This window comes from Paenibacillus sp. DMB5 (assembly GCF_001517085.1).
In the GTDB taxonomy this organism is placed as follows: domain Bacteria; phylum Bacillota; class Bacilli; order Paenibacillales; family Paenibacillaceae; genus Paenibacillus_AQ.
In genome coordinates this window covers 20,624-43,403 of the sequence record NZ_LRAC01000151.1, presented here as the reverse complement: position 1 = coordinate 43,403, position 22,780 = coordinate 20,624, and the positions used below count along the sequence as shown (strand labels likewise).

Sequence of the window (22,780 nt, the reverse complement as noted above, 5' to 3'; positions counted from 1 at the left end):
AACGGATACAGCCTAGTAGAACAGCCAGCTCACAGACCCGCTCACACCGCATTTTGCGCCCGCTGCTGCTCCTCCATCAGCCACTGGAGCAGCATGACCTCCGGCACATTGCTTTTGCGGGCCTCGGCGTATTCCCGGACCCGCTCCAGCAGCCGGCCTGCCGTCTCCGGGCTGACCTCTAGGCCGCGCTGCTCCAGCACATGCGCCACTCCGCCGCTGCCGGAATGCTTGCCCAGCACGAAGCGGTGGGACCGGCCGACCTCGGCCGGATCAAACGTCTGATACGTCGCTTTCTCCTTCATCAGCCCGTCCACATGAATGCCCGACTCATGGGTAAAAGCAAGCTGTCCCACAATCGGCTTGGCATCACCGACATTGCGCCCGGAGGCCGCAATGACCATATCCGCCAGCCCTTTGAGCAGGTCCAGCCGCACGCCGCATTCACCGCCGTATAAATGCCGCCAGGCCATGGCGACTTCCTCCATGGCCGCATTGCCGGTCCGCTCACCTATACCGGCTACTGTCGTGCTGGCCCAGACCGCCCCGGCGGCTATGCCGCTCAGCGTGTTGGCCGCGGCCAGACCGAAGTCATTGTGGCAGTGCACCTCGAGCTCCACATCCGCCGGTACCGCGTCAAGCAGCGTCTGAATCCGTCCTGCCATTTGTCCCGGATGATGGGCAGACACCGTGTCCGCATAACGGAACCGGCGTATGCCTTCCTTGTATAGCGTCTTGACCAATTGGGTCAGAAACTTCATATCCGCCCGGGACGAGTCCTCCATGCCGACCGACACCGTCATACCCTGCCTGAGCCCGTACTCCGCCGCACGCAGCAGCTTGTTCATCCCTTCAAGCGGTGTCAGCCCCAGCTTGCCCTGCAGCTGGATGTCTGAGACCGGAATAGATACATGAGCCCAGTTCACTCCGGTGCTCCGCGCCTTGTCGATGTCGCCAAGGGTTGACCGGTTCCAGGTCATCAGCTTCATCGGCAAGCCCAGCTCCGCAATAGCCGCGATGTCCTCCTGTTCCCGTCTGCCCATGGCAGGGATACCCACCTCTGCCTGTTCTACTCCGCATTCCGACAGCAACTTTGCGATTTCCAGCTTTTCCGCCCGCGTAAATGATACTCCAGCCGCCTGTTCACCATCCCTGAGTGTCGTGTCACATAGCTTGAGACTTTTCACGGTTTACCTCCTTCTCCGCAGCAAGCGCAATTCGGATTACGGGTAATAGTGACGCTATAACAGGCGAAGTCGAGTGAGCTGAAGCGATGCATTACGCCCGCATAAGTTGTCCCTACCCCTGTAATCCATTTTACGGCTTCCAGTGCTGCCAGACAACCGGCAATTCCGGAGGTCGCACCCAAAACTGGAAATCCGAACGGTTCCCATTGCGGCTGCACATCCGGATACAGGCATTCCAGGCAGGGGGTCTGACCAGGAATCATCGTGGTAAGTGAAATCTCAAAGCCGTACATCGCCGCCTCCACCATCGGGGTAGCGGTATCGACACACAGCCGGTTCAAGGCATACCGCTCCGGAAAATCATACCGCGCATCAATCACGATGTCGGCGTTCTCCACCCACGGTTTCGCCCGTTCATATTCAATTCTGGCATTGTAGCCCTCGATTTCAACATGCGGATTAAGACGTTTCAGCTGCGCTGCTGCCGTACTGATCCGCTCCATCCCTAAAGATCCGCTGTCCATCAGAATCTGCCGGTTGAGATCCGGCGGCAGAATAATACCTTCGTGCGCCAGAATAAGCTTACCGACACCTGCCGCCGCCAGATACAGCGCAGCCGTTCCTCCTAACCCGCCGATTCCGGCCACCATGACCGTTGCTTCCTTTAATGCCCGCTGTCCGTCCTCCCCCAGCAGCTTCAGCTGCCGGGCATACCGTTCAAGCTCTGCTCCTCCGGCAAGCTGCTCCATGCCTGTCGCCTCCTGTGACTGATGATTATATCTGCCTTAGCCCTCCAGGCTCAGCAAGCCGTGCAATGCGGTCACTTCCTTGTATCTGTCCAGAAAAGCCAGCCCTTCCTCAATGCACTCGGCGCCGTAGCGGAGCATCTTCTCCTCTGATGTGAACGGAAACGGAAAGCCTGCCCGCAGGCTCTTCAGCACCAGAATGACCCGGCCGCTGTAGAGCAGCCCCCGGCCGAATCCCTCACCGTTAATCTCAGCCGTGCTCTGGATCATGGTCCCGCTTCTTTCTTCGATCACTCCGGCCATAGCCTGAAACAGCAGCGGCACCTGCTGCCGTACCTTGGGCGAGACTGCGCAGTTGAATTCCGACTGGCTCTGGTCAGCAGCGGAGGCGAGGAACTGCTGAGCAATCTTCTCCCGCGGCTGCAGAGCCGCATAACGGCCGAAGAAATCTTCCGCATCAAGCAGACCGCATAGACGCCGGACCAGAGCCTCCGCCGTCTCCTGGTCCACGGCCTTACGGACCGGCCGGCTGCGGCGTTTCAGGAGCGCATTCTCCTGAAGCGCTCCTTCCAATATTGCCGGGCTTTCATTAGCCATGGGTTCCATCAGCTTCCTCTCCTTCCGTTATGCCTTCCTCTTCCGCCCGCAGCACCTTGGCCAGCCACATCGGCGGCTTGCCCTGAAGCATCTCGGCCAGCCGCTTGACCTGCTCCTCGATCGGGCTGCCAAAGGGAACCTTCACCGGCATAATCTTGCGCCGTGTTACCCGGGCAGCCGCCGAAGCGCCGATCTGCATAATGAAGATCAGCGTGCAGTCACCTACCGCCTCCAGGCGGCTCTCGATTTTGCCGGCTTCATCCTGGTTCAGGACTACCGGCAGTCTGCGCAGCTCGACAAGTTCGCTTCCCTGCTTGGTCACATTGTATATTGCAAACATCGGACTCTGCCCGAAATGGGCATTGACGCGGATTCCGTCATCTGTGGCGAATGCTACTTCACGGTGGCCAGCCTCCCTCTGCATTAACAAATTCCCTGCCTTGTTGCTCCATTCCATTGCTCCCCTGTACCCGACCGATACGGACATATAGGCCCCAAGCTCGTTCCAGACCGGGAAGCCGGCGGGCATAAATGCCGCCCCTATGCCGGCTGCACCGCTGATTCCGTGCGAATTGCTAATCCACAGGTCTGCACCTTTGCCGAGCACCTCGGCATCATCCAGGTCGCCGACCCATACCTCACGCTCCATACCGTCTACAAGCGGTGTTTCAAAAGAAGCAATGAGCGCCTTCTGCTCTACGCCCAGCTCCTCCAGCCAGCCGGATACGGAATACAGGTGATCCGGCTCAAGCGCGGCAACAGCGGACATGCCGGCGAACTGGAAATGCGCGTCAAGCATGCTGTCGAGCAGATTCTCCCGCTGCCAGCAGTAGCGCAGCGGAACCGGCTCGCCGCTGATCTGGTGCAGGAAATGCAGCAGATCATCCGAGGCCTTCAGGCCCATTGCACCGCTGAATACCTTATAGGGCGTGCCAAGCGCGTTATGCAGTCTTCTGGCCGGCCGCTCCATGCTGGCGCCGACTGCAATCGTTAAGCCGGACTGCAGGCTCTGCAGCATGGAGTCCAGCGGCACACCGCCCCGGGTCAGCGGAGAGAAGCCGGTCAGCAGATGGCCGGACAGGGAAGTCGAAATATCCGGGACGGCAATCACCTCAAACCCGAAGGCGGAGATCATCTCCTTCAGCTCCATCACATCTGCGGGCGTCAGAAACGATCCCGGAAGCAGCGTAATCTGGCGGGTGTTCACGGTTCTTGAACCCCGGTGTCCCACCTGCTGGATCATTTCGTCCATCATCGCCTCCACCGTGGCGCTGAAGCCGGACTCAAGCGAGCCCCGAAAATCGGGCAGGACTACAGAGAAGGCGAGCCCTCCGCGCAGATTGCGCTCCCGCTTGTAGCTCTTGAGCATCGTCGCATAATCGACCCCCGCAACATCGGTGAGCTCCGTTCCGATGATGCCGATAATGTCCGGACGATGCTTGCTCAGTACAATATTCAGCGCCTCCTCCAGATTACGGTTGGCGTCAAAGATCACATCCATCTCCTGCAGCGCCGAGGTCTGCACGGCAATCGGCTCGCGGAAATGCCGGGTCAGCAGCGCCTTCGGAAAGGCCGAGCAGCCTTGCGAGCCGTGTATCAGCGGCATTGCGCGATAGCAGCCCTGCAGGGCAAGCACGGCCCCCAGCGACTGCCCGATCTTGACCGGATTAACCGAAGCCGGCTTCTTCCGTCTGTTAACGGTCATATGGCACCTCCCTGTCCCATGGGGCGGGGCTGGCCGCGAGCTTCCAGATCGGATTGGCCAGTGAATAGGTGAGCTCCTTGGCCAGCCGCAGCAGGCCTTCATAGCCCGCATAAGCCTTATGCCTTTCCTGGTTAATATCGATGAACGGAATCTGTTCCTTCATCGCCACATACATGTTGCGCCCGCCGGCGATCATAATGTCAGCCTTGCGTTCCCGCACCGTCTTGAGAATCCGGCTGGCCCCGCCTTCCGGTATATATTCGGTATCATCTCCGACCCGGTCGGCAATCCGCCGCACATCATCCTCCGTGCTTTTGTTCGTGCCTACACCGACCACCTGTACCCCCAGCTCCTTGAGCGCCGAAATAACGGACCAGCTTTTGACACCGCCGGTGTACAGCACCGCTTTTTTCCCCTTCAGAATTTTGCGGTAAGGACGCAGATCCTGGGCCAGACGGTTCTCCTCCCGTTCGGTCAGACGGTCCACCCGCCGCTCCATTTCCCGGTCATTCATCAGATAGGCCATCTGGCGCAGGGAATAGGTAGTCTCCTTGGCACCGTAGAAGGAGCCTTCAAAATAAGGGATACCGTACCGGGCCTCCATCTCCCTGGCCAGCCCCAGCAGTGCTCGGCTGCATACGACCATATTGACTCTGGCGCGGTGCGCCCAGGTAATCTCCTTGTATCTGGCATCACCTGTGATGCGCGAGGTAACGGATATTCCCGCACTGTTCATCAGCTTCTCGATGTCCCACATCTCGCCTGCGATATTATATTCGCCGATCAGATTTACCCCAAGCGGAGTTCCCGGCTCCGGCTCCCCTGTGCCGATGACATACTGCAGCAGGGCATCGCCGGCCAGCCGGTTGCCCAGGTTCTTACTGCCCACAAACCCCGGGCTGTTAACGGGAATAACCGGAATGCCCAGCCGGTCCGCTGCGTCCTTGCACACGGCATCCATATCCTCGCCGATCAGCGCCGTCACACAGGTTGAATATACAAAGATTGCCGGAGGCGCAAAACGCCCGGCAATATAGTCGATGCTCTCCTTCAACTTCTTTTCCCCGCCAAAAATAATGTCGGAGTCATTCAGATCCGTGGCGAAGCCGTATTGCGACAGCGATGGGCCGCTCGACAGCGTACCTCTGCTCTCCCAGCTGTTCCCGGCACAGGCAATCGGGCCATGAATAAGATGCGCGGCGTCCATAATCGGCAGCAGCGTGATCTGGGCTCCGTCGAAGGAGCAGCCCCCGGCTGCTTCACCGGGCTTCGGCCGCGGACACGGCTTGGATTTGGGGCTCTGGCTCCCGCAATCCCCGGAATCAAAATCGACTTTTCGTACTGGGTCCATCGGCTTTCATCTCCTTCGCTAAAGGTGGATGCTAACTCTCGCAATACTGACCTGCAGCAGTAACGGCTTATACATATCACTAGCAAGAATCCCGGCCTGCCCTGTTCCCGGATTTCGCGTGGGCTGACCATAGGCGAAAAACGGGATATAGGGAACGCCGGGCTGGATGAATCATTTCCATTTATTCAAATTGATGTATGTTAAGCATAAAATATCATTACAGAAACTTTCAGTAATTTCCATCACTTATCCATACTGTCAAAGTGTAAAATGCAAGTATACCGCTTACCGCACCAGGTCATAGTTGAATCCGGAATTGTTGCGGTCCAGTTCATCGAGCACGGTGTTGACAATCAGACTGAGCAGATTAAGTGCACCCTGATAGCCAAGGATCGGATAACGGTGCATGTGATGACGGTCAAAGATCGGGAAGCCTACGCGGATCAGCGGAACATTCGCATCCTTGGCAGCAAACTTCAGATGCGAGCTGCCGATGGCCAGATCTACCGGATCATTCAGCAGCAGCGACCGCATATGCCACAGGTCATTTCCGATATACAGCGAAGCTTCGGAGCCGTAAGGGCTTGAGGCGAGCAGCGCCTCCGCTTCCTCCTTGAACTTCACTTCATTGAAGTCCACATCCCCGTTCGAGCAGACGATGTGCACCGGCTCCATACCAACCTCCAGGCAGAAGCCGATTAAGCCGATCAGCAGATCCGGGTCGCCTACCAGCGCTACCCGCTTGCCGTGAATATAGGGATGGCTGTCCGTGAGGGCATCCACCACACGGCCGCGTTCTTCCAGCAGCGAGGCCGGAAGCGGAAGCCCGGTCAGCTCGCTGACCGCCTCCAGCAGCTTGTCGGTTCCGGTGATGCCGAGCGGCGTAGACAGCGCAGTTATCTGCTGCTTCCAGGCTTCAGCAATGTAGTCCTGGGTCTTCTTCAGCGTATACTTCTGAAGGGACAGGGTGCCTAGCGCATTCGCCGCCAGCGGCACATCCGCCAGTCTGGTTCCGCCGTAGTAGTACTCGTACTCCCCGGTAGCCGGCGAATCATAGTTGCCGCTGTGGTCACCAAGCAATGTATATTTCGTATCAAATGCCTCAAGAATTTTCCGGATTTCCGCGAAGTTCCCCGTATAAGGCTCAAAGCCGAGCATGACGTTCAGCTTCTCCCCGGTTTCTTCACCGCTGCCGGGAGCCGCTTCAAGGCCGGAGCGTTCATAGAGGTAGCTAAGAATACCCTTCATCATGGCATCATAGCCGGTAATATGTGAACCGACGAAGCTCGGCGTGTTGCAGTAGGCAACCGGGAAATCCTCGGAGATCACCCCTTTATTGCGGGCATTGCCGATGAAGGAGGACAGGTCATCCCCGATAACCTCGGCCATGCAGGTCGTACAGATTGCCACCATCTCCGGCTTATAGAGGGCAATACTGTTTTCCAGGCCGTCAATCAGGTTACTCATACCGCCGAATACCGCTGCATCCTCGGTCATCGAGGAGGATACGGCCGGTGTAGGCTCCTTGAAATGGCGGCTTAAATGGCTGCGGAAATAGGAATTGCACCCTTGCGAGCCATGGACAAATGGCAAAGTCTTCTCAAAACCGAGTGCGGCCATAATGGATCCGAGCGGCTGGCAGGCCTTGTGCGGGTTAATGACCACCGCTTTACGGTTAAAGTTCTTCTCCATGTATTCGGCAGATTGGGAGTAAGCGAGCGCTTCTGCCGTTTCCTGCTCGCTGCAGGGTGCTTCGAACTGCCGCTTGTTCAGCCGCTGCTCCACGAACCGGTGCTCCGAGAACAGGGAGTTGTAATCCGGAATGTCCAGTCTGTCCTTGCTCATATGCTCGCTTCCTCCTTTTGGGCTTTGGCCTTTTTCTGCATCAGGCTCCATACCGGGCTGTTGACCGTCATATCCATATCCTTGGCAAAGATTTTAAAGCCGTCAAAGCCGTGATAAGGGCCGCTGTAATCCCAGGAATGCATCTGGCGGAACGGAACACCCATTTTGTGGTATACATATTTCTCCTTGACCCCCGAGCCCACCAGATCAACATTCATCTTCTGGGCAAGCTCTTCCAGCTCATAGGCCGTAGGATCATCCATAATAATCGTGCCTTCCTTCATCATCGGGAAGGTCTTCTCGTAATCGTCTTTATGGGCGAATTCGTAACCGGAGGCCACGATATCCATTCCGAGATCCTCATAGGCGCCGATAGTATGGCGGGAACGCAGACCGCCGATCATCAGCAGCACTTTTTTATTTTCCAGACGCGGCTTGTATTTACTGATAATGGCATCCATGGCCGGCTTGTGCTTCGCAATCATCTTTTCGCAGTTCTCCTGGATCGTTTCGTCGAACAATGCGGCGATGGCGCGAAGGCTCTCATAGGTTTTGGACGGTCCGAAGAAGTTGTATTCCATCCAGGGAATTCCGTAAGCCTTCTCCATATGCTCAACCATATAGTTCATGGAGCGGTGGCAGTGGATCAGGTTCAGCTTCGCTTTGTGGGCAATCTCCAGCTCATTCAGCGTACCGTCACCGGACCACTGGGCGATGACGCGCAGCCCCATTTCTTCCAGCAGAATACGCGAAGCCCAGGCATCACCGCCGATATTGTAATCACCGATGATGTTGACATCATAAGGTCCGGTTTCGGCCAGGTCCGCCTTGCCGAGCACAAAATCCCGGATCGCATCGTTGGCGATATGATGGCCGAGCGACTGGCTGACGCCGCGGAAGCCCTCACACCGGACAGGCACGATTGGCATCTCCAGCTCCTTGGACATCTTCTTGGACACCGCTTCAATATCATCGCCGATTAAGCCGACCGGGCACTCGGACTGTACCGAAATCCCTTTGGCCAGCGGGAACATCTCGGTAATCTCCCGCATGATCACTTCCAGCTTCTTGTCACCGCCGAACACGATATCCGTCTCCTGAAAATCACTTGTAATCTGCATCGCGGTAAAGTTATCGATCCCCAGTGTCCCGTTTGCATAATTACGCCGCGTTCCCCAGCTGTACTGCCCGCAGCCGATAGGGCCGTGGCTGATATGGACCATATCCTTGATCGGGCCCCACACCACGCCTTTAGAGCCCGCATAGGAGCAGCCGCGCGGCGTCATGACACCGGGACGGGACTTGATATTCGATTTCAGGGCACAGGTGCCGCAGGTTTGGGCTTCGGCTGTATTGATCTGGTAATGCTTTTCCCGGTCTTTTTTCGCTTTTTTCGGGTAAGCCTCCAGCACTTCTTCCACGAGTTTTTTATTCGTTTCAATATCCAGTCCCATTATTGACCCTCCTTTTCATGGTGCGGGCGCCCAGGCGCCCGCTGCTTCTTATTGTCCGGAAGCCTGCAGCTTCTGAATGGCTGCTTCTTCATCTTCGATGATCCCGAATTCCATCAGCAGCTCTTCCAGCTCTTCCATAGAGATCGGGGTAGGGATGGTCAGCATTTTGTTGTTGAGGATTTTCTCGGCCAGAATCTCATATTCCTTGGCCTGCTTGTGCTCCGGATTATACTGTGCAACGGTCATCCGGCGCAGCTCGGCGTGCTGAACGACATTGTCACGCGGCACAAAGTGAATCATCTGCGTATTCAGGCGGCGGGCCAGCTCCGTAATCAGCTCATCCTCACGGTCGGTGTTCCGGCTGTTGCAGATCAGGCCGCCCAGTCTGACACCGCCGCTGGTGGCATATTTCAGAATCCCGCGGGCGATGTTATTGGCTGCGTACATCGCCATCATTTCCCCCGAACAGACGATGTAGATTTCCTGTGCCTTATTCTCACGGATCGGCATTGCGAAGCCCCCGCACACAACGTCCCCGAGTACGTCATAGGATACAAAGTCCAGATCAGTATAAGCGCCTTCCTGCTCCAGGAAGTTGATAGCCGTGATGATCCCGCGTCCCGCACAGCCTACACCCGGTTCAGGCCCGCCGCATTCCACGTTGATGATGTCGCCGAAGCCGGTCTGCAGTACATCATCCAGTTCCAGATCCTCTACGGAGCCTAGCTCAGCGGCCAGATGAAGCACGGTCTGCTGTGCTTTGGTGTTCAGAATCAGGCGGGTGGAGTCTGCCTTAGGGTCACAGCCGACGATCATAATGCGTTGTCCGAACTTTGTAGCTAACTGAGCCAGGGTGTTTTGCGAAGTTGTCGATTTACCGATACCGCCTTTACCGTAGAAAGCTATTTGTCTCATTTTTCATCATCCCTTCGAAATGTTCATATTTTCAAAATAGGAGCTGTACTTGACGCTTTCGAGAATCATGTCCTGTATGCCGCCCTTACGGACCAGCGGCAGTACACCAACTTTGTTCAGGCTGGCCTGCGGGCCGTCTCCGATTCCGGAGCAGAGAAGAATGCGGCAGTCACTTAAAATAGAGATAATTTCCTGCAGCGTAGCGGCCTTGTCGCCGTTACAATCCGCCTTGCCGTGGCAATACGCCTGAATCTTCCGGACACCGACCAGCTTGACTTCAGCCCCGTCGGTATCATATACGAGGAATTCCGTCGCATGGCCGAAATGCTGGTTGACCTTGTCGCCGCCTCTGGTGGCTACAGCAACTCGGGTCTTCTGCGAATCTTCCCAGCGCCCTCTGGCTCTGGCCCGCTTCGCGGTAACCCGCTCGCGGATTTTGACGTCGAGGTCACTCTGGAACTGTGTTCTGGCCTCCAGATCAATGACCGGATCAGCCTCCATCGCTTCCAGCGGAAAGTCCTGGTTGCGGTCCTGGCCGAGCAGCCCGATGGCATCAGCCCGGCATTGCCGGCAGTGGCGCATGACCTTCATCCCTTCACGCCCCAGCAGCTCCTGCAGATTGTGCAGCTCCTTCGGACGTGGCGCCTTGCGGCCGTCCGCTTCGTATTGGCTTCCCGGTGCGATAATCAGAGGTGTTACATTGTGCAGCGTGGCCCCGAGCTCTTTTACTCTTTTGGACACGTCCGGCAGATGGTGATCGTTGACCCCCGGAATCATAATCGAATTAACCTTAACGAGAATCCCCAGCTTCGCCAGCATTTCAAGCCCTGCCAGCTGGCGGCTGATCAGCAGCTCCGCCGCTGCCCTTCCTTCGTACCGGATCCCTTCATCGAATACCCAGGGATAAATGTGCCGGCCGACATCCGGGTCAATGGCGTTGATCGTGATGGTGACATGGCGGATACCGAGCTCAAGGATTTCATCCACATGCCGGTAAAGCGTAAGGCCGTTGGTGCTGAGGCAGAGACTGACATCAGGGACATGCTGTTTCACCCTTGCAAAGGTGTCAAACGTCTGCTCCGGATTGGCCAGCGGATCGCCCGGGCCGGCTATGCCGACTACGGAGAGCTGCATCAGCTGGGCCGCAACCCCCTTCACCTTGCGTTCCGCCTGTTCCGGCGTCAGCACACTACTTACCACACCCGGCCTGCTCTCATTGACACAGTCGAACTTGCGGTTGCAGTAGTTGCACTGGATGTTACAGGCGGGCGCAACCGGGATGTGCATTCTGGCATAGAACCGGTGAGCTTCCTCGCTGTAGCAAGGGTGGCGGCTGATCTCCTCCTCTGCTTCATTTGATATACACGACGGCTGCATCATTTCCCACCTCCTGAAAGTTTTACTAGCGTTACTTCTGTGAATCAGCTTCGGTAAAACTCGCTTCGGAAGCATTCGCTTAGTTTTACTAGCGTTACTTCCTTGATTCAGCTTCGGTAAAACTCGCTTCGGAAGCATTCGCTTAGTTTTGCGAAGCTTAGCTTCCTTGTGTTATCTCCATGACAGGCTGCACGACAGTGGCAGAAAAAGCGGTGAGCTATGTGTTATTTTATCTAACAAAAACCTCGCTTAGCCGCTTGAATTACTCTCATCATATTTTTCCAGACCCATACCGTCAATTACATACAAGCTGAAAAAGCCCTTGTTTTCCCTGTGTTTGCAGTATCGACAAAAGACATGTCAGATTAATTAACTCACACTTATCATGTTTCCGTTTCCATTCTCTCTATTTTTGCAGTTGATATTTGTTCTCAGGACCATTGACAATCCTCAAGAGCTCATATATGATACCTTTAGGTTAATTACACGACTCAAACGAACGTCCTAAATTTCATATATCCCGTAAAGGGGAGTAGCTGCGTAAACAGAAACATCCTGCCGGTTTCACCGAGAAATCGTGCCCGTTTCTGTGGATAATATGAGACAGTTCCAGGCCACATGCTGTAACTGCTTATATTTCAGATAAAGTCGTCAATACGAGAATATGAGGATATTCTCCGGCTTTATCGGCAATGAACTATTGCTAGCGAGACCTTTACCAATCAGGTTAGACCTTTATCCCAAAGGCTGATCTGTTTGGTAAAGGTCTTTTTTATATATATTTTGATCAAAATCAGGTAATGTGGGTATTCTTTACAAGAGATATTTACATCCGAATGAGGAGGAAACAGCAATGGATTGGGGATTATTATTTGAGTACGGCTGGGTGTTGCTCGTTCTGGTCGCACTGGAAGGGCTGCTGGCAGCAGATAACGCACTGGTACTGGCAATTATGGTTAAACACCTTCCTGATGAGGAACGTAAAAAGGCATTGTTCTACGGTTTGGCAGGGGCATTCGTGTTCCGGTTCGGTTCACTTTTTGTCATCTCGTATCTGGTGGACATCTGGCAAGTACAAGCTATCGGGGCCATTTACCTGTTATTCATAGCAGGGAATCATATCTTCCGAAAACTTCTCATCAAAAAGCCGGTCACGGACGAAGCCGTTGAAAGCGGAAGCCCGAAAGCTGTCGACAAAAAGAAAGCCGGCTTCTGGTTCACTGTACTTAAGGTTGAAGTAGCTGACATCGCATTTGCAGTTGACTCTATCCTGGCTGCAGTGGCACTGGCTGTAGCTCTTCCGCCAAGCGGCATCGGCCACATCGGCGGTCTCGACGGCGGTCAGTTCCTCGTTATCTTCGCTGGCGGATTTATCGGCCTGATCATTATGCGGTTTGCGGCATCCTTCTTCGTTAAGCTGCTGCACACCCGTCCGGGTCTGGAAATCGCTGCTTTCTTCATCGTAGGCTGGGTAGGGGTTAAGCTTGCGGTTATTACACTGGCTCACCCTTCCCTGGGTGTTCTGTCCGAAGACTTCGCCCACAGCACAGCGTGGAAAGCATCCTTCTATGTTGTTCTCATCATCATTGCCGCTACCGGCTGGTTCATGAGCAGCAAGGTTGAAGAAGTAAAAACCGACGAGAATCCGATTAAGGAAGTCGACAAGCAGCTCGGTAAATAAAGCATCCCCGCATTCATACAATAACCCGGAAGCTACACCTCCCAAGGTGCAGCTTCGGGTTATTTGCTTCAGCGCTTCAATTGGCCGTCCTTGACAGGAACTCCGAAATCCGGCGTACCGTCTTCCTTCCAACCGAATACCTGGACCCGCGTATGACGGTTCGGGTCATACAGCGGATCACCCGCAATGTCTTTATAATTGCGGGCATGATAGACCAGCACATCCTCCCCGTGTTCATTGACAGTAAAGCTGTTGTGCCCCGGCCCGTACTGGCTGTTCTCCTCCGAGGTTTTAAACACCGGCTCCGGCGATTTGCTCCAGGAAGCAGCATCCAGCAGATCACTGTCCTCATCCGCTGCAAGCAGCCCCATACAATAGTTGTAATCCGTTGCACTGGCAGAGTAACTGATGTAAATCCGGCCGTTGCGTTTCAATACCGCCGCCCCTTCATTTACACGAAAGCCGATTATCTCCCAGGGATACTCCGGAGCAGAAATCATTGTCTGCCTGCCCTGCAGCGTCCATGGATTCCTCATCTCCGATATATAGAGATTGGAATTTCCCGTGATCTCCGGATCCTTCTGAGCCCAGACGTAATACAGTACGCCCCGGTGCCGGAACACCGTAGCATCCAGCGCAAAGGATTCCCAGGCGGTTACTACCTGCCCCTTCTCGGCCCATTCTCCTTCAAGCGGATTCACAGAATCATTCTCCAGCACATACATCCGGTGGTCGAACAGCCCTTCCTTCGTCTCCGAGGTATGGGCGGCGGCAAAATAGATATACCATCTACCAGCGATATAATGCAGCTCTGGCGCCCAGATGTTGGCGCTAAGCGGCCCGGAATCATTTTTGCGCCAGATTGTAACAGGCTGTGCGGCGGCGATTCCCTCCAGGGTCTGTGCCCTTCTCACTTCAATCCGGTCATATTCCGGTACGGAAGCGGTGAAATAGTAATAACCGTCAGTATGCTTATACACCCATGGGTCAGCACGCTGCTCTACCAGCGGATTGGGATATTCCGGGTTACCGGGCATGGACATTCTCCTTTTCAATAGCGGTTCACAGGTTATTTATTTTTATTTTATGTAAGATTGAAATATAACGTAGAAATGTATACAAATTGTTATCCGCATGTCACCGGCTCACCTAACCTTTTCACACAAATTCGAACGTTGCACTATTTACCTCTGATCCTTTGAAAATATAAGCTGTTGTTAGAGCAAGAACGGAGGCGCCGGCATGACGGCGGCCCGTAATTCAAGAGGCAGGAGATTATAAACATGACCACTTACCATACCGCTTCGCATACGCAGGACCGGTCCATGCTGCACAGCTTCCCGATGGACCAGATCGCGGTGACCGATCCCTATTTCGTCAATGCCTTCTCCAAAGAAGTACTGTATCTCAAAAGCTATGACCTTGACCGCCTGGTCGCCGGCTTCCGCGAAAACCGCGGCCTGCCTGCCAAGAGTGAAAAATACCCCGGCTGGGAAAGCACCGAAATCCGCGGCCATACCCTGGGCCATTATCTGAGCGCGCTGTCTCAGGCCTATGAAACCACCCGCAGCACCCACCTGCTCCAGCGGCTGGAGTATCTGATGGAAGAGCTTGCTTCCTGCCAGTTTGACAGCGGTTACCTTTCGGCTTTTCCCGAACAACTATTTGATAATGTCGAGAACAGGCAGCCCGCCTGGGTACCCTGGTATACTATGCACAAGATCATTGCAGGACTGACTGCGGCATACCGGGCAACCGGCAGCAATACAGCTTACACTCTGGTTACCCGGCTTGGAAGCTGGGTGTATCGGCGCAGCACAGGCTGGTCAGCGGAAATGCAGGAGCGTGTATTGTCTGTGGAGTACGGGGGGATGAACGACTGTCTCTACGAGCTGTACAAAATTTCCGGAGATGAGCACCATCTGCAGGCTGCCCATATGTTCGACGAGCTGAGCCTGTTCACTCCGGTGCATGAAGGCCGGGATATCCTGAAGGGCAAGCACGCAAATACCACCATCCCGAAATTCCTCGGGGCGCTGAACCGGTACCGGGTGCTGGGCGAAAGCGAGAGGTTCTATCTGGAGGCTGCGCAGCAGTTCTGGGACATGGTCGTTCTCCATCATAGCTATGTTACAGGCGGCAACAGCGAATGGGAGCATTTTGGCGAGCCGGATATTCTGGACGCGGAGCGTTCGAACTTCACGGCCGAGACATGCAACACCTACAATATGCTGAAGCTGAGCCGGGAATTATACAAGATTACCGGTGATGCGAAATATATGGATTTCTATGAAAATACCTTTATCAACGCAATCCTTTCGTCACAGAACCCCCATACCGGGATGACGATGTATTTTCAGCCGATGGCCACTGGCTACTTCAAGGTATACAGCTCGCCGTTTGACCATTTCTGGTGCTGCACCGGAACCGGGATGGAGAGCTTCACCAAGCTGAATGACAGCCTGTATTTCCATGGCAGCGGCGGTATACATGTGAACCAGTACGTAAGCTCGACTGTGCTTGCCGGAGAATACGGGATTGAGCTGACCCAAACGGCTAATTTCCCCTATGAGGATACTGCCGAATTCAGGATTCGTACGCTAAAAGAGGCCGGTCAGCCCGTTGCCCTGCATCTCCGCCTGCCTCACTGGCTGGCAGGCGAGGCAGAGCTGACGCTTAACGGGCAGAAGCAGGCCATTGACCTGTCCGGCCGCTATGCCGTGCTGGAGCGGACCTGGTCAGACGGCGATACCCTCAGTCTCCGGCTGCCGATGAAGCCGTCCTACCGTACACTGCCGGATGCCCCGAATGTCGTTGCTTTCCGCTATGGCCCTGTTGTCCTGAGCGCCGCACTCGGCACAGAGGACCTGGCCGAATCCGCTACAGGTGTGGCTGTCAGCGTACCGACCCGCAACATGCTGGTCAAGGATTTCATCACACCTGCAGGCCAGAGTGCGGAACGCTGGCTTGAGGATTTTGATCAGCATTTTATCCAACAGGACGGGGAGCTGGCCTTCGTGCTCCGGGGTACGGACGAAGACAGCCGGCTGGTCTTCACCCCTCATTACAAGCAGCATGATGAGCGCTACGGCATCTACTGGAAGCTGGTAGAGGCTGACTCCGCCGAGCTTCAGGAGCATATCCTGCAGGGCAAGCAGCGCCAGCGCGTCCAGGAAGCTACGATCGACAGCCTTCCGGTCGGCAATGACCAGTATGAGCTGGAGCATCAAATCAGAGGTGAGAACACCACGGTTGCCACCTGGGATGGATATAACATCAGACAGGCTGAGAATAACGGCTGGTTCAGTTATCAGCTCAAGGTTCTGCCGCAGCGGGACAACTATCTGTCAGTCACTTATTTCTCGGGCAACAACGGCAAGGCCATTGACATTTATGCAGACGGCAAGCTGCTGGCCAGCGATACGCTGATGACGGATAAACCCCGTTCCTTCTATACAAAGAGCTATCTCATTCCTGCGGGGGCTGTTCAGGATCGCACAGAGCTGGAAATCAAATTCGTCATTCCGGGCGGCATGAACGGAATCTTCGACCTGCTGCGGATGATGGCCGGCTTCGATCAGCGGGCAGAGCTGGACAGCCTGAGCTTTGATGCCGGAACCCTGGATCATCCGTTCACAGCAGACCGGAGCCATTATATCCTTAGTGTGCCATCCGGAACGCAGTCTGTAGTGCTTAGAGCCGGACTGTCACATAAGAATGGCCTGCTCTACTGCGGCGGTATCCTGATTGATGATACACAGCCAAGAACCGTCTCCCTGCAGGGGGACAGCACCGTGCTGACACTTACTGTTAAGGCTGAGGACCATGTTGCCGCGAAGGATTACAGCATAACTATTATCAAGAGCCCGGCGCTTAATAACTGAGCCTAACCCGGGACAATAAATCCCGCCCTACCTAAAAAAGACCGTTCTGACGAGCTGCTTATCCTGCGCTCAGAACGGTTTTTTGGTTGCGAAAATAAACAAACCGGCAGCTTTTCCTGAAGAAAAGTGCCGGTTATGCATTCAGCTGCCGGGGCAGGCGCCCCGGCTATAGCTTACATATATTGCTGGCCAATGGCCGTATCGGTCTTGCCCTGCAGCTCCACCAGCTTCATGATAACGGCGGCTGCCTGAGCTTTGGTTACTTGCTGCTGCGGATTGAATTTGCCATTTTCGCCCTGGAGCAGCCCCAAGCGTACAACAAGGGCTACAGCCCCTTTATTCGTAATGGCTGCACTGTCGCTGAAGCTGCTGACTGTAGTGTCATTATTCAGGAAGACGGCGAGCTTGCTGTATTTCAGGAATGAAGCCAGCAGCACTGCAAGCTGCTCACGGGTAAGGCTGTCTTCCGGCTTCACTACCGCATCCCTGTCCAGCCAGCTGCGGCTGACGGCATAGTTCACAGCACCAAAATACGCGCTGTCAGGACTGACTCCGGCAACTGCCTTATTCTCTTCACTTGCAGAATATTGCGTGTAGTACGGTGTTGAGGCTTTGGCAATGTAGTTAAGCCAGTCGCCTACCGTGATCACCTGATCCGGACTCACCTTGCCTTCCGCATCCGGCGTAATTACGCCGTATTTCAGCAGCTCGGTCAGCTGTTGTTCAGCAGCATGGCCTTTAATATCAACCGCGCTGGCAGCAGCTGGACGTTGTCCGCTCAGGTTATAGTCGTAAATGGTGAACCAGTTGCCTGTCTGCGCGTTCAGCGCTTCATACGGCTTGGTTGTATCAACCAGTGCAGGGGCATAGACCAGTCTTACCTTAGGATCGGTGTATCCACCACTGGAAGTGCTGAAATAGCCTCCCGTTGTGTTGTACTGCAGCTTCATGGTGTACAGGTTTAAGTATTTCTGCAGCGCCTCCGCTTTGGTAACTGCCGGTGCAGGCTGCTTGGTGATTTTACTGATATTGGCTGCGCCATAGTTCGTATACGACTGCAGCTTGCCATAAAGGTCCAGCGTCAGCATAACCGTGTTCTCACTTACCGGGATGCCGTCGAAGTAACGGAGGAATTCAAAACGGTAGCCTTTATCATTCGGCAGAACGCTCCAGCTCCCCCCGTGTTCGGCCAGCTTCAGGCTGCTGCTGGCCTGGTCATACAAACGGTTAATCAGTGACAGGGCCTGCTGCTTGGCTTCCGCCTGGCTCAGCTTCTTGCTTCCCGCGGGAGCAGCTGGGGTATCCTGCCGGCTGCTTTCCGCCATATAGGTATATTGATCAATCTGGAACTGGAGAACCTCACCAGTCGTTGCGTTTACCTCAGCATAAGTGCGTTGCGGCATTCCAGCATAAACGGCTTCAGAGGTATCACTCCAGGCCAGCGACCATACCTTCTGCTTGCTGTTCTGGTAATTGGTACTGAGCGTCTGCCAGACCAGCTTGCGGTTAGCAGGGATGGTTGCCACCTTCTTCACCTGCTTGACCGCTTCATCGACAGTAAGCTCCTTGCCGCTGGTTACAGGCTGGAAAATTTCCTTACCGGCCGGTACGGCCTCATAAACGACCGGAGCAGTAGCTGCATCGCTGCCTTCATAGTCAACCCGTTTGCCGGTCTGGGCATCAATCGGATACAGCCCTTCATTCTGCGGCCTCCAGCTGAGTACCCAGCTGTCCACCTCATTTTTTTTGTAAACAGGGGTGTAATATAGCGCAACATCGAAGCTCTCTTTAAATTTCTTCTCAGCCTGTTCCTTGGACACCGCTGGCTTGGCAGACGGATATTTCAGGCCGGAGGCCGATTTACTGAACTGTATGACATTTCCGCTGCCGTCAACCGTAACCCGTACGGAGTCACTGGATGAAGGAAGTCCGTTAACCAGGATATTAAAATAGAAAGAATACTGTACAGGACCAAAAAGTGCCGAATCATTCATTATAATATTCTCATCGAGCTGCAGATCGCTGCTCTTCAGCGTTGGCGCTGCCTGGGAAACAAAGCTCTTGGCCTTCACAAGCGCGTCTGACCGTGATACCTTCGGCGGATAGAAGTTGTCCGTCTGTCCCACAAACGGGGAATACAGATATGTAGAGATCAGGTCTCCTGTCATGGCATCAACTTCACTCGAAAAACCGTAAGATGTGCTGCCGGTGCGGAATTCCCACTGGATATTCCAAACCAGCTGGTCCGGATTCATCGGATAGGAGTTGCCCGAGCCAAGCTGTGTGTTCGAGACAGTAGCATCTTTCAGCACAGGGAACAAGGCTTTCAGCTTCGCCACAGCCTGCTCCTGGGTAACCTTGGCCTCTGCCGGATCAGGTGTCTCGGCATTTGTCTGGGCAGCTTTTGCCGGTGCTGCTTGTACAGTAGTATTGGAAGTGGAAGCTGCTGCTGAAGCTAGTCCCCCGGGCAGCATTAACGCGACCGCCACCGAAGTAATCAAAGCCGCTTTTGCGGTTTGCCCGATGAAGGGTTTCCTGTCGTTACTCAAAATATCTCCTCCTAAAAGTTTTGTTAGCATAGACTTCCTGAGCATTCCTCATACAAAACTTGCTTCGGAAGCATAGGCCTAAGTTTTGTTAGCATAGACTTCCTGAGCATTCTTCGTACAAAACTTGCTTCGGAAGCATAGGCCTAAGTTTTGTTAGCATAGGCTTCCTGAGCATTCTTCGTACAAAACTTGCTTCGGAAGCATAGGCGCAATAGTATCAGCAAACGCTTACTTTTTACTATTTTAGCCAGCTGCTACTCTCCTAAATTATAAATACAAATACATAACTTTTCCATATTTTATTTATGACAGGAAATTTCAGGAGCAAACATAAGCCGACCCGGTTCCTGTGCATTTGCCAAAGATGAACAACATCACAGGTTGAAGTGCCTTACACTCCCAAAATGATGCGCGGATTATACTCAGTCTGGTAATTACATTTCTTCCATTCCGCGGCTCCTCGAGGAATCAGGGGCATTTTTGTTCTTCATTTCGCACATCCGGCCACTTTCGCCGGAATCAAGGGCATTTTTGCTCTTCATTTCGCACATCCGGCCACTTTCGCCGGAATCAAGGGCATTTTTGCCCTTCATTTCGGCTCATCCGGCCACCTGAAGCGGTACCTGTTTTTTTCTAACGCCCACAACTCAAAAAGGCGGCCACTCACCGGGCCGCCTAATATCACATTTACTTTTACCGCCGCCATCTCATGAACCTGTAATCCAGCAGATCCACCAGCAGGAACAGCACAAAGCCCACTAGGCTGAACAGCATGATGCCCGCGTACATCTCCGGATAATCGAGCCGCAGCCAGGCATCCATAATGAAGAAGCCCATGCCGTGCTCTGTACCGTAAATTTCGGTGAAGAACAGCACGGAAATCGCGGTGCCGAGCGACACCCGGATCGTGCTGAGGATGACCGACAGCGCACCGGGTAGCGTCACATTCCAGAATTTCTGCACAGAGCTTGCGCCGATGCTGGTCAGCACATCATATGTAGTCTCGGGGATTGCCTTGATCCCGTCGCGCACGGAGATGATAATCTGGAACAGCAGGATCAGCATAATCATCAGCACCTTGGAGGTTTCGCCCAGACCGAAGAACAGCATCACTACCGGCAGCAGGGCAATCTTCGGAATCGGATAGGTCAGATAGACGACCGGATCGAGCAGCTTGTTCCAGAGCGGCGAGCGCCCCATTAACAGTCCGATCATCAGGCCGGTCAGAAGCGCCAGCAGCACACCCTCAAAAATCCGCAGCAGGCTGTACCCGACATTCAGCAGCACCTCATGGCCGTCCAACTGAAACATCGCCTTATACACGGAGCCGGGTGACGGCAGAATTGGATGGTTCATCAGCAGATAGACGATATACCAGACCAGATTCATGCCTGCAAAAACAAACAACAGCCGCAGCACGTGGTTAATCCGCTTGTTCATCACCATTTCTCCTGCATTACCTTTCTGATCACTTTTGTCTGCTCAAAAAACTCGTTGCTGTCCCGCTTCTCTTCATGCTTCATCCCGAACACAGCAGCGTTATCGAGCACCTCAAGCTCCGTCCGCTTCCCTGTACCCGCAGGGAGGATAACAATCTTCTGTCCCAGCAGGATCGCCTCGTCCACATCATGGGTAACAAACAGCGCCGTCGCCGGATGAGCCAGCCAGTTATCCAGAAAAATCTGCTGCAACGCCTCTCGCGTCACGGCATCCAGCGCCGAGAACGGCTCATCCAGCAGCATAATTTGCGGCAAAATCGCAAAGGCCCGTGCGATCGCCACCCGCTGCTGCTGCCCGCCGCTAAGCGACAGGGGATAGCGGCCCTCCAGCCCGGCGATTCCCATCGCCTCAAGCCAGCGGGTGATCCGCGTCTCCCGGTCTGCCTTGTCTGCTGCAGCAGTTCCGGTGATCTTCATGGCAATCCGGATGTTGTCCCGGACCGTCTTCCATGGCAGAAGGCCGTAGTTCTGCGGGACAAGCCCGACCAGCGTATCCTTGTCGTGCACGGACTTGCCGTTGTACAGCAGCTCTCCGCTGTAGCCCGGCAGAAGGCCGGCAACCGCTCGCAGGAGCGTAGATTTACCGCTGCCGGAAGGCCCGATAATCGTATAGATGCCGTGCTCGGGCAGCGTCAGATTAACCTTTCCGAGCGCCACCTGGCCTCCCTTGTACTCGACCTGCAGTTCCCGGATGCAGAGTCCGTTATTTTCCAAACTGGACATCGGAGATCACATCTTCAGGGGCAATATCTTTAGTCAACAGGCCTGTCTCCCGCGCCCAGGCAAAAGCCGCCTCTACTTCCTTCACGTCCACTTGAACAGCCGGCTCATAAGCAGGCACTGTGATCTGATCCTTCAATGTCTCCGGGTAACCCACTTCTTTAATAATAAGATCGATATATTCCGATTGATCGTGGGATTTCATATAAGCAACAGCATCATCATAAGCGGCATACATGTCGCGGATGGCTTGCGGTTTGGCATCAATTACACTTTGCGGAAAAGCGAACACGAACGGGTTCACGCCAGCAGAGTGAGTGGAGCTCAACACACGCAGGCCGGAGGACTCGCCCATCGTTACAAACGGCTCAGGCAGTACAGCTGCATCAGCCTTCTGGTTCTTCAGCAGCTCAAGCCGGGTCGGAATCTGCGGCACTTCGCTGACCGTAATATCGGCTTCAGTCAGTCCCGCCTGCTTCAGCATCATCGCTACCGTATATTGAGTGGAGGTGTTCTTGGACAAAATAACGGTTTTGCCCTTCAGATCCTTCACATCCTTGATGTCGTCATTACCGGTCAGCAGGTCAAATTCACCGGTAGTGGTGCTGGTGATTTTTACATCCAGTCCTGCTTCGTTATAGATGGAAATCGCCACCAGATCGGCGCTGATGCCATCTACCTTGCCGGCCTGGAACGCCACATCGCGGTCCTTGGCGCTTTTGAAGGTCTGGATATCCAGATTAACGTTATGCTCTTTATCGAAGCCCTGCTCATGCGCGATGATGAACGGAATAGCGTCGATCGAAGGCAGCAGGCCCAGTGTTACGACCGCCGCTTCCGCCGGTGCCGCTGTTTGTGCAGCTCCGCCCGAATTCCCGGCATTGCTGCCGCTTGCTGTATTGTTATTGCCGCAGCCCGCCGCAACCATGCCCACCGCAGCGGTTAGCGTAAACAGCATCGTAAGGTGTTTCCAGTTCTTTCTTTTCATGAATCTTCCTGCCTCCAAATCTCTCTATTATATTTGCTTGCGCATATTTTCACATAAGGGCATAGAGAAGCCTCTATGCTTCCCCCTGTCAGCGTAAGTAATGCAATTTTACACCCATTGTCTCATTTTGTATATTTATAAATTGAAATAATGACAGCTGCATAGCCGGTGAATTGTTGCGGAAGTTGTCCAGCCGACTCCACCTGTATCTGATTGTGAACATTGCCTACCATCCATTTACAGCCCCGGGGATATCCTGTACGATATTGGGCATGGGAGGGGTTA

Annotated in this window: 17 protein-coding genes; 2 read left to right on the top strand and 15 right to left on the bottom strand. The window is 54.4% G+C overall.

What is annotated here, in order from left to right:
• Positions 1–41 precede the first annotated feature (41 nt).
• The 9 genes from AWJ19_RS27215 to nifB form a co-directional block, all read right to left on the bottom strand.
• Positions 42–1,184 carry a homocysteine methyltransferase gene (locus AWJ19_RS27215; protein ID WP_068728344.1) on the bottom strand — a complete coding sequence of 381 codons (1,143 nt, stop codon included), beginning with the start codon at positions 1,182–1,184 and terminating at the stop codon, positions 42–44.
• Positions 1,181–1,933 (bottom strand): HesA/MoeB/ThiF family protein, encoded by a 753-nt coding sequence (locus AWJ19_RS27210; RefSeq protein ID WP_068728343.1) that lies wholly within the window; start codon positions 1,931–1,933, stop codon positions 1,181–1,183. Before AWJ19_RS27210 ends, AWJ19_RS27215 begins: the two co-directional genes overlap by 4 nt.
• A 36-nt stretch (positions 1,934–1,969) precedes the next feature.
• Positions 1,970–2,536, bottom strand: coding sequence for a DUF269 domain-containing protein (locus tag AWJ19_RS27205; protein ID WP_068728342.1), 567 nt, complete (start codon positions 2,534–2,536; stop codon positions 1,970–1,972).
• Positions 2,520–4,232, bottom strand: coding sequence for a nitrogenase iron-molybdenum cofactor biosynthesis protein NifN (nifN, locus tag AWJ19_RS27200; protein ID WP_068728341.1), 1,713 nt, complete (start codon positions 4,230–4,232; stop codon positions 2,520–2,522). The genes AWJ19_RS27205 and nifN overlap by 17 nt, the downstream gene beginning before the upstream one ends.
• Positions 4,222–5,583 carry a nitrogenase iron-molybdenum cofactor biosynthesis protein NifE gene (gene nifE / locus AWJ19_RS27195; RefSeq protein WP_068728340.1) on the bottom strand — a complete coding sequence of 454 codons (1,362 nt, stop codon included), beginning with the start codon at positions 5,581–5,583 and terminating at the stop codon, positions 4,222–4,224. Before nifE ends, nifN begins: the two co-directional genes overlap by 11 nt.
• Positions 5,584–5,868: 285 nt before the next feature.
• Positions 5,869–7,428, bottom strand: coding sequence for a nitrogenase molybdenum-iron protein subunit beta (gene nifK / locus AWJ19_RS27190; RefSeq protein WP_068728339.1), 1,560 nt, complete (start codon positions 7,426–7,428; stop codon positions 5,869–5,871).
• Positions 7,425–8,882 carry a nitrogenase molybdenum-iron protein alpha chain gene (nifD, locus tag AWJ19_RS27185; RefSeq protein WP_068728338.1) on the bottom strand — a complete coding sequence of 486 codons (1,458 nt, stop codon included), beginning with the start codon at positions 8,880–8,882 and terminating at the stop codon, positions 7,425–7,427. The genes nifK and nifD overlap by 4 nt, the downstream gene beginning before the upstream one ends.
• Positions 8,883–8,930: 48 nt before the next feature.
• Entirely contained in the window at positions 8,931–9,797 is an 867-nt protein-coding gene (gene nifH / locus AWJ19_RS27180) for a nitrogenase iron protein (RefSeq protein WP_068728337.1), read from the bottom strand.
• A 6-nt stretch (positions 9,798–9,803) separates the two neighbouring features.
• Positions 9,804–11,177 carry a nitrogenase cofactor biosynthesis protein NifB gene (gene nifB, locus AWJ19_RS27175; RefSeq protein ID WP_068728336.1) on the bottom strand — a complete coding sequence of 458 codons (1,374 nt, stop codon included), beginning with the start codon at positions 11,175–11,177 and terminating at the stop codon, positions 9,804–9,806.
• Positions 11,178–12,027: 850 nt separating this feature from the next.
• On the opposite strand from nifB, the gene AWJ19_RS27170 reads away from it, so the two are divergent.
• Entirely contained in the window at positions 12,028–12,855 is an 828-nt protein-coding gene (locus tag AWJ19_RS27170; protein ID WP_068728335.1) for a TerC family protein, read from the top strand.
• Between the two features lie 68 nt (positions 12,856–12,923).
• On the opposite strand, the gene AWJ19_RS27165 is transcribed toward AWJ19_RS27170, so the two are convergent.
• Positions 12,924–13,892 carry a family 43 glycosylhydrolase gene (locus AWJ19_RS27165; RefSeq protein WP_128083713.1) on the bottom strand — a complete coding sequence of 323 codons (969 nt, stop codon included), beginning with the start codon at positions 13,890–13,892 and terminating at the stop codon, positions 12,924–12,926.
• A gap of 246 nt (positions 13,893–14,138) precedes the next feature.
• Between AWJ19_RS27165 and AWJ19_RS27160 the strand changes: the two genes are divergently transcribed.
• Positions 14,139–16,739, top strand: coding sequence for a beta-L-arabinofuranosidase domain-containing protein (locus tag AWJ19_RS27160; protein WP_068728333.1), 2,601 nt, complete (start codon positions 14,139–14,141; stop codon positions 16,737–16,739).
• 173 nt (positions 16,740–16,912) lie between these two features.
• Here AWJ19_RS27160 and AWJ19_RS27155 read toward each other — a convergent pair whose 3' ends face one another.
• The 5 genes from AWJ19_RS27155 to AWJ19_RS27140 all read right to left on the bottom strand — a co-directional run bounded on the left by AWJ19_RS27155 (position 16,913) and on the right by AWJ19_RS27140 (position 22,495).
• Entirely contained in the window at positions 16,913–19,288 is a 2,376-nt protein-coding gene (locus AWJ19_RS27155) for a YcdB/YcdC domain-containing protein (RefSeq protein ID WP_068728332.1), read from the bottom strand.
• A 434-nt stretch (positions 19,289–19,722) separates the two neighbouring features.
• Positions 19,723–19,881 carry a hypothetical protein gene (locus AWJ19_RS35435; protein ID WP_157890098.1) on the bottom strand — a complete coding sequence of 53 codons (159 nt, stop codon included), beginning with the start codon at positions 19,879–19,881 and terminating at the stop codon, positions 19,723–19,725.
• Positions 19,882–19,981: 100 nt separating this feature from the next.
• Positions 19,982–20,728, bottom strand: a complete 747-nt coding sequence (locus tag AWJ19_RS27150; RefSeq protein ID WP_068728331.1) for an ABC transporter permease — start codon at positions 20,726–20,728, stop codon at positions 19,982–19,984.
• A complete protein-coding gene (locus tag AWJ19_RS27145) occupies positions 20,728–21,510 on the bottom strand; it encodes an ATP-binding cassette domain-containing protein (RefSeq protein ID WP_068728330.1) in 783 nt (260 codons plus the stop codon). The genes AWJ19_RS27150 and AWJ19_RS27145 overlap by 1 nt, the downstream gene beginning before the upstream one ends.
• The gene (locus AWJ19_RS27140) at positions 21,491–22,495 is read right to left on the bottom strand and encodes a MetQ/NlpA family ABC transporter substrate-binding protein (protein WP_068728329.1); all 1,005 of its coding nucleotides are present in this window, start codon (positions 22,493–22,495) and stop codon (positions 21,491–21,493) included. Before AWJ19_RS27140 ends, AWJ19_RS27145 begins: the two co-directional genes overlap by 20 nt.
• Positions 22,496–22,780: the final 285 nt, after the last annotated feature.